This is a genomic window from Bacillota bacterium, assembly GCA_023511835.1.
Lineage (GTDB): Bacteria > Bacillota > Sulfobacillia > JAIMAT01 > JAIMAT01 > JAIMAT01.
On record JAIMAT010000085.1, the window covers coordinates 1 to 8,116 of the forward strand.

Consider the following 8,116-nt stretch of genomic DNA (forward strand, 5'->3'; position numbering starts at 1 on the left):
TACGGCTTCCGGCGCTCGCGCCTCGTCATCTGGACCGGCTTCGCCGCCAACCTGATGGCGGTGCTGGTCTACGCCGCGGTGACGGCGTTGCCGGCGCCGGCCTTCTGGCACGGAGCCGCCGCCTACGACGCGGTCCTGGGCGTGACGCCGCGCGTGGCGGCCTCCTCCATGCTGGCCTACTTCGCCGGCGAGTTCGCCAACTCGGCGGTGCTGAGCAAGATGAAGCTTCTCACCGGCGGCCGTTGGCTCTGGACGCGGACCATCGGCTCGACGGCGGTGGGCGAGGGCATCGACACCCTGATCTTCATCACGGGCACCTTCCTCGGCTCGGTCCCCCCGGCCGTCCTCGGGCAGATGATCGCGGCGCAGTACGCCTGGAAGGTGCTCTACGAGGCGGCCGCGACGCCCCTCACCTACGCCGTGGTGGGCTGGCTGAAGCGCGTCGAGGGCGTCGACGCCTTCGACCACGGCGTGCGCTACACGCCCTTCTCCCTGGAGGTGGACTGAATGGCGGGCGAGCCGGAGTACCGCTTCGAGGCGCTGGGCCATCCGGTGCGCGAGCCGAGGCGGAAGCTGGAGACCTTCCCAAAGCCCGAGGGCGTCGAGAACGTCATCCTCTCCAGCGACGAGGTGACCAGCCTCTGCCCGGTGACGGGCCAGCCGGACTGGGAGACGGTCACCATCGAGTACGCCCCCGACCGGCTCTGCATCGAGTCGAAGAGCCTGAAACTCTACCTCTGGAGCTTCCGCGAGGAAGGCGTCTTCGCCGAGGCGCTGGCCGCGCGCATCGCGCAGGACGTGCAGGCGGCCGCCCGGCCGCACTGGGTGCGGGTGCGGGTGGAGCAGAAGCCGCGCGGCGGCATCCGCATCGTGGCCACGGCCGCGGCCGGGACCGGGGCCGAGCGGGCGTAGAGGGGGGCGGACCGGTCCCCGGGCGAGCTGCTGGTGCGCCCGGCAGGGTTCGAACCTGCGACCCACCGATTATGAGTCGGCTGCTCTGCCGCTGAGCTACGGGCGCAAAGGGAGGGCGGGATCGATCCGTCCGGTACTCTACCACACCGGCCGGCGCCGGCGTCTAGCGGGGGCCGGGCCCGGCGGCGGACGGGTCGACGACCTGCCGGCGAATTCCATTTACTCCAAGAAACTTCTTTTCGTCTTTCCGTAACCCGTGCCAGCCGGTACAATGAGCCGGGGTTTGCATAGGTTGTAGACCCTAGGCATGGGATGAACGCCTAGGGTGTGCGCCTGAGGTCGGGCGGCGCCGGCCACCTTCGCAGGGTGCGGGATGCGCTGCGGCCGCGGGGCTTCCTCCCGCGGATGGCCGCGGCTCCGCCCAGCCCGGGGCGACCCGGCCACGGGCGCCCAGCTCGCCTCGCAAGGAGGGACGAGGATGGCCGACGAGAGGAAGCCGGCGGGAGCGCCGGCCGGTTCCGGGGGGCGCGCCCCGCTTCCCGCGGCCGGCCGCGAGGAGCTGGAGGCGCTGGGCCGCTCGGGCCTGGGCAACGACCAGCTCCTGGGGCTCCACCGCCAGATGGTCCGCGCGCGCCTCCTGGACCAGCGCATGTGGCAGCTGAACCGACAGGGGCTGGCGCCCTTCGTCATCTCCGCCCAGGGCCACGAGGCCGCGCAGGTGGGCGCGGGGGCGGCCTTCGTGCCGGGTCACGACTTCTTCTACCCCTACTACCGCGACTACGCGCTGGCGCTGGCCATCGGCTTCACGCCCTATGAGATCCTGCTCGGCCTGCTGGCCCGCGCGGGCGACCCCGCCTCGGGTGCCCGGCAGATGCCGGGCCATTTCAACTCGCGGCGGTTGCACGTGGTCAGCCAGTCCAGCCCCGTGGGCACCCAGATCCCCCAGGCGGTGGGCACCGCCCTGGCCTCCAAGTTGCGCGGCGAGGACGCGGTCACCTACGTCTCCTTCGGGGACGGCACCACCGCCGAGGGCGACTTCCACGAAGGGCTCAACTTCGCCGCCATCCACCGGCTGCCGGTGGTCTTCTTCTGCGAGAACAACCAGTACGCCATCTCCGAGCCGCTGGAGAAGGAGATGGCCGTCCCGCGCGTGGCCGATCGGGCGGCCGCCTACGGCATGCCCGGCGCCAGCGTCGACGGCAACGACGTGCTCGCCGTCTACCGCGCCGTGCGCGAGGCGGTGGAGCGGGCCCGGGCGGGCGGCGGGCCGACGCTGGTGGAGGCGGTCACCTACCGGACCACGCCTCACTCCTCCGACGACGACGACCGGACCTACCGCACGCGCGAGGAAGTGGAGGCCTGGAAGGCGCGCGACCCCATCCCCCGTTTCGAGGCGCTCCTCCGCGCGGCGGGCCTGCTGGACGAGGCCGGGCTCCGCCGCGTCTGGCAGGAGGCGCAGGCGGAGGTGGACGCCGCCACCGACCAGGCGCTGGCGGCGCCGGAGCCCGACCCGGGCGAGCTGACGCGCCACCTCTTCTACGAGGGCAAGCCCTTCGGACCCGAGCCCAGCCCCTACGGCCCGCGTCTGGGCCGGGCGGGAGGTGCGTGAGCGATGGCGGAACGGACGCTCATCCAGGCCATCAACGAGGCGCTCCGGCAGGCCATGGAGGAGGACGAGAGCGTCATCCTCCTGGGCGAGGACGTGGGGGTGCGCGGCGGCGTCTTCCGCGCCAGCGAAGGGCTGATCGAGCGCTTTGGCCCGGAGCGGGTGATCGACACGCCGCTGGCGGAGTCCTCCATCGTCGGCGTGGCCATCGGCGCCTCGGTCAACGGCCTGCGCCCGGTGGCCGAGATCCAGTTCGCCGACTACATCCACCCCGCCTTCAACCAGATCGTCAACGAGGCGGCGCGCATGCGCTACCGCTCCAACGGCGACTGGGGCTGCCCGCTGGTCGTCCGCGCGCCCTACGGGGCGGGTGTGCACGGCGGCCTCTACCACTCGCAGAGCGTCGAGGCGCTCTTCTATCACGTGCCCGGCCTCAAGATCGTCACCCCCTCCACGCCCTACGACGCCAAGGGGCTCCTCCTGGCCGCCATCCGCGACCCCGACCCGGTGCTCTTCTTCGAGCACAAGAAGGCCTACCGCCTCATCCGCGCCGAGGTGCCCGAGGAGCCTTACGAGCTGCCCATCGGACGCGCCGAGGTGCGCCGGCCGGGGCGGCACGTGAGCGTCTTCAGCTACGGCCTGGCGGTCCACTGGTGCCTGGAGGCGGCCGACCGCCTCTGGCGGGAGGAAGGGATCGACGCCGAGGTGATCGACCTGCGCACGCTGGCGCCCCTGGACCGGGAGAGCCTCCTCGCCTCGGCGCGCAAGACGGGCCGCGTGCTCATCGTCCACGAGGACAACAAGACCGGTGGCGTGGGCGCCGAGCTGGCCGCACTGGTGGCCGAGGAGGCGCTCTTCGACCTGGACGCGCCCGTCCGGCGCCTGGCGGCGCCCGACGTGCCCGCCGCGCCCTTCGCGCACAACCTGGAGGCCGTCTTCCTGCCCGACGCGGAGCGGGTGGCGGCGGCCATCCGCGAGCTGGCCCGCTTCTGAAGGCGGGGGGGGGGCGCGCCGGGCGCGTGGCGGGCCGGGAGCGCCCCGCGACGAGGAGGCTTCCTGACGGATGACGCAGGCGACGACCCAGGTGATCATGCCCCAGCTCGGCGAGAGCGTGACCGAGGGGACCATCGCGCGCTGGCTCAAGCAGCCCGGCGAGGAGGTACGCCGCTTCGAGCCGCTGGTGGAGGTGGTCACCGACAAGGTGACCGCCGAGGTGCCCGCTCCTGCCGGCGGCGTCCTGGAGGCGATCCTGGTCCCCGAGGGCGAGACCGTTCGCGTCGGCACGCCCATCGCTACCCTGCGGGGCGCCGAGGCGACGGCCGCGGTCTCGGCGGCGGGCGGCGGGCCGGGGGAGGCGGCGAGGGCGGAGCCGGCGCCGGCCGCCGCCCCGGAAGCCGGCGCCTCGCCCGGGACGCAGGCCGCCCCGGCCGGCGGCGAGGGCGCCGACGGGCTGCACCCGTGGCGCGGGCGCTACTCGCCGGTGGTCCGCCGGCTCGCCCGCGAGCACGGCATCGACCTGGACAGCCTCCGCGGGACGGGCGCGCACGGCCGCGTCACCCGCGAGGACGTGCTGGCCGCGCTGGAACGGCGGAAGGAGGAGGCGACGGCGGGGCTCCGGTCGGAGGCGACCGCGGGGACGGAGGCGCAGGCCGCGCCGGCGCCGGTCCCCCAGGCCCCCGCCGCCGCGCCCGCGGCGCAGGCCGCGCCCGGCGGCGACCGCCTGGTGCCGCTCGACCCGATCCGGCGGACGATGGCGCGGCGCATGGTCGAGGCGAAGCAGACGATCCCCCACGCCTGGACCATGGTGGAGGTGGACGTGACCGGACTGGCTCGGCTGCGCGAGCGGGTCCAGGAGGAGTTCCGGCGCCGCGAGGGCTTCGAGCTCACCTTCCTGCCCTTCATGCTGGAGGCGGTGGCGCGGGCGCTCGGCGACTTCCCCATGCTCAACGCCACCTGGACGGAGGAGGGTGTCCTCCTGCACCAGGCGGTCCATCTCGGCATCGCGGTGGCCGCCGACTCCGGCCTGGTGGTGCCCGTGATCCGGAACGCCGACGCGCTCAGCCTGGTGGGCCTGGCGCGGGCGGCGCGGCAGCTGGCCGAGAAGGCCCGGGCAGGCAGGCTGGCGCTGGAGGACGTGCAGGGCGGCACCTTCACCGTCGACAACACCGGCGCCACCGGCTCGGTCCTCTCCTACCCGATCATCAACCCGCCCCAGGTGGCCATTATCACCATGGAGCGTGTGGTCAAGCGGCCCGTGGTGGTGGAGACGGCCGACGGGGAGGGCCTGGCGGTGCGCAGTATGATGAACGTGTGTCTCTCCATCGACCACCGCGTCATCGACGGGGCGCTGGCCGGGCGCTTCCTGGCGGCGGTCAGGCGGCGCCTGGAGGGCTACCGCCCCGAGCAGGAGTTCCTCTGATTTCGGCGGGCCGGGCGCGGCAAGGCGCTCCGGCCGGGAGGGCCCGGCGGGCGGCCGGGCCCGGGCGGGAGGCGAAGCGATGGCGGAGGCGGCGACCGGCGCCAGGCCCGACTGGCTGAGGGTGCGCGTGGCGGCGGGTCCCAACTACCGGCAGGTGCGGGAGCTGGGCCAGAGCCTCGCCCTGCACACCGTCTGCGAGGAGGCGCGCTGCCCCAACATCTTCGACTGCTGGGAGCGACGCACGGCCACGTTCATGATCCTGGGCGACACCTGCACCCGCGCCTGCCGCTACTGCGCGGTCCAGACCGGCTGGCCGGGCTTCGTCGACTGGGAGGAGCCCGAGCGGGTGGCGGAGGCGGTAGCGCAGCTGGGGCTCCGCCACGCCGTCGTCACCTGCGTCACCCGGGACGACATCCCCGACGGAGGCGCGGCCGTCTTCGCCGCCACCGTCCGGGCCATCCGGCGGCGCTCGCCGGGGACGAGCGTCGAGGTGCTCACCTCGGACTTCCTGGGGCGGATGGAGTCGGTGCGGACGGTGATGGAGGCGCGGCCCGACATCTTCAACCACAACATCGAGACGGTCCGGCGCCTCCATCCCGAGGTACGGCTGAAGGGGGGCTACGAGCGGTCGCTGGCGGTGCTGGCCGAGGCGCACCGCCTGGCGCCGGAGATTCCGACCAAGTCCGGTCTGATGGTGGGCCTGGGGGAGAGCTTCGAGGAGATCGAGGCGACCATGCGCGATCTCCTCGCCGTGGGCGTCTCCATCCTGACCGTCGGCCAGTACCTCCGGCCCAGCAGCTCCAAGCGCCACGTACCCGTCGCGCGCTACTACCGGCCGGAGGAGTTCGGCAGGCTCAAGGAACGCGCTCTCGAGCTCGGCTTCCGCGTGGTCGAGGCGGGACCCTTCGTCCGCAGCTCCTACCACGCCGACCAGCAGGTGGCGCGGCTGCGCGGATAGGCGGGCGCGGGGCACACCGGCGCCGGTTGCCCGGCTCGGGAGGGGTACCGATGGCGGCTCTGGTCCGCGGGGCGGGGGAGCGTGCGCGGGCGGAGGAGGCGAGCGGGGGCGGCCGCCGCCTCGTCCGCGGCGTCTGCCCCCACGACTGCTGGGACACCTGCTCCTTCGTCACCACCGTGGAGGAGCGGGAGGGCACGCCGCGCGCCGTCCGCATCGAGGGCGACGCGACGATGCCGGTGACGCGGGGCTTCCTCTGCGTCAAGGTCAACCGTTACCTGGAGCGCGTCTACCACCCGGAGCGGCTGCTCTACCCCATGCGGCGGGTGGGGCGGAAGGGCGAGGGGCGCTTCGAGCGCATCGGCTGGGAGGAGGCGCTGGAGACCGTCGCCGACCGCCTCCGCCGGATCATCGCCGAGTCCGGGCCGGAGGCGATCCTCCCTTACAGCTACGCGGGCGTGATGGGCCTCCTCCAGGAAGCCTCCATGGACCGGCGCTTCTTCCACCGCCTCGGCGCCTCGCGGCTGGAGCGGACCATCTGCTCCACAGCCGCCGAGAGCGCGCTCCAGCTGACCTACGGCGGGCGGCTCGGCCCCGACCCGGAGGAGATCCCCGCCGCGCGGCTGATCCTCCTCTGGGGCATCGACCCGGCGGCGACCAACGTCCACATGCTGCCGCTCCTCGACGAGGCGCGCCGCCGGGGCGCCACCGTCGTCGGCCTCGACCCCTACCGGCACGACACCGCCAGGCGCGCCGACCTCTGGCTGCAGCCGCGGCCGGGGAGCGACGGCGCGCTCGCCCTGGCGCTGATGCACATCCTCGCTCGCGACGGCCGCCTCGACCGGGCCTACCTCGAGCGGAACACCGTCGGCTGGGAGGAGCTGGAGCCGCGCCTCGAGCGCTACACGCCCGCCTGGGCGGCGCCGATCACCGGCCTCGAGGCGGCGGAGATCGAGGAGCTCGGCCGCCTCTACGGGAGCGAGCCGCGCTCGCTCCTCCGCGCCGGCTACGGCCTCCAGCGGCACGGGAACGGCGGCCAGACCATCCGCAATCTCTCGCTCCTGCCCGCGCTGACGGGCGCCTGGCGGTACCCGGGCTGCGGCTTCCTCCTCTCGAACAGCTCGGCCTTCCCCGTCGACCGGCGGGCGCTCCAGCGGCCCGACCTGCTGGGCGAGCGCCGGCCGCGCCGCATCAACATGATCCGGCTGGGCGACGCGCTCCTCGGCGACCCGGAGGCGCTGGGCGCCCCGCCCGGCACCCCGCCGGAGGAAGTGGCCCCCATCCGCGCCCTCTTCGTCTACAACTCCAACCCCGCCGCGGTGGCACCGGACCAGGAGAAGGTGCTGCGGGGGCTCGCGCGCGAGGACCTCTTCCTGGTCGTCTCGGAGCTGGTGATGACGGAGACGGCGCGCTACGCCGACATCCTCCTCCCGGCCACCTCGCAGCTGGAGCAGCTGGATGTCCATACCAGTTACTGGCACCTCTACGTCCAGCTGAACGAGCCGGCCATCCCGCCGCTCGGCGAGGCGGTTCCCAACACCGAGCTCTTCCGCCGCCTGGCGGCGCACATGGGCTTCGAGGAAGCCTGCTTCCGCGAGACGGACGAGGAGATGATCCGCCAGGCGCTCACGCCCGCGGGGATCCCGCTCGAGCGGCTGCGCGCGGAGCACTCCGTCCGCCTCGACCTGCCGCGGCCCTGGCTGCCTTACGCTGACTGCCGCGGCGCCGACGGCCGCGGGCGCCTGCCGACGCCCTCCGGCCTGATCGAGATCGCCTCGGAGCGGGCGGAGCGCGCGGGCATCGGCCGCCTCCCCGACTGGACGCCGGAGGCGGAGAGCCCGGAGGGCGACCCGGCGCTGGCCCGCCGCTACCCGCTCCAGCTGGTCAGCCCGGCGGCCAAGCACTTTCTCAACTCCAGCTTCGCCAACGTGGAGTCGCTGCGCCGGAACGAGGTCCGACCGACGGTCTTCGTCCACCCCCGCGACGCCGAGGCCCGCGGCATCCGCGACGGCCAGCTGGTAGCGCTCTGGAACGACCGCGGGCGCGTCCTCCTCTGGGCGCGGGTGGACGGGCGCGCCACCCGCCCGGGCGTCCTGGTCAGCCCCAGCCTCTGGTGGCTCCGCGACAGCCCGGGCGGGCGGAACGTCAACGCGCTCACGTCGCAGCGGCCGGCCGACCTGGGCGGTGGCGCCACCTTCCACGGGACGCTGGTGGAGGCGGCGCC

The 8,116-nt window shown here is 74.1% G+C and carries 7 protein-coding genes and 1 tRNA gene; 7 read left to right on the forward strand and 1 reads right to left on the reverse strand.

All coding sequences use genetic code 11. From position 1 onward, the window contains the following. On the forward strand, positions 1-507 hold a 507-nt coding region (locus K6U79_09945; protein MCL6522673.1), incomplete at its 5' end, for a queuosine precursor transporter. Next, positions 508-912 (forward strand): preQ(1) synthase, encoded by a 405-nt coding sequence (gene queF / locus K6U79_09950; GenBank protein ID MCL6522674.1) that lies wholly within the window; start codon positions 508-510, stop codon positions 910-912. A gap of 31 nt (positions 913-943) precedes the next feature. Here queF and K6U79_09955 read toward each other — a convergent pair. Beyond that, positions 944-1,018 (reverse strand) — tRNA-Ile (locus K6U79_09955). A gap of 372 nt (positions 1,019-1,390) precedes the next feature. Here K6U79_09955 and K6U79_09960 point away from each other — a divergent pair. The 5 genes from K6U79_09960 to K6U79_09980 all read left to right on the forward strand — a co-directional run. Next, complete coding sequence (locus K6U79_09960; GenBank protein ID MCL6522675.1) at positions 1,391-2,521, forward strand: thiamine pyrophosphate-dependent dehydrogenase E1 component subunit alpha; 1,131 nt, start codon at positions 1,391-1,393, stop codon at positions 2,519-2,521. A 3-nt stretch (positions 2,522-2,524) separates the two neighbouring features. Beyond that, positions 2,525-3,511, forward strand: a complete 987-nt coding sequence (locus K6U79_09965; GenBank protein MCL6522676.1) for an alpha-ketoacid dehydrogenase subunit beta — start codon at positions 2,525-2,527, stop codon at positions 3,509-3,511. A gap of 70 nt (positions 3,512-3,581) precedes the next feature. Next, entirely contained in the window at positions 3,582-4,937 is a 1,356-nt protein-coding gene (locus tag K6U79_09970) for a 2-oxo acid dehydrogenase subunit E2 (GenBank protein ID MCL6522677.1), read from the forward strand. A 79-nt stretch (positions 4,938-5,016) separates the two neighbouring features. Then, positions 5,017-5,895 (forward strand): lipoyl synthase, encoded by an 879-nt coding sequence (gene lipA, locus K6U79_09975; GenBank protein ID MCL6522678.1) that lies wholly within the window; start codon positions 5,017-5,019, stop codon positions 5,893-5,895. A 50-nt stretch (positions 5,896-5,945) separates the two neighbouring features. Beyond that, the coding region (locus K6U79_09980) for a molybdopterin oxidoreductase family protein (GenBank protein MCL6522679.1) at positions 5,946-8,116 on the forward strand (2,171 nt) is incomplete at its 3' end.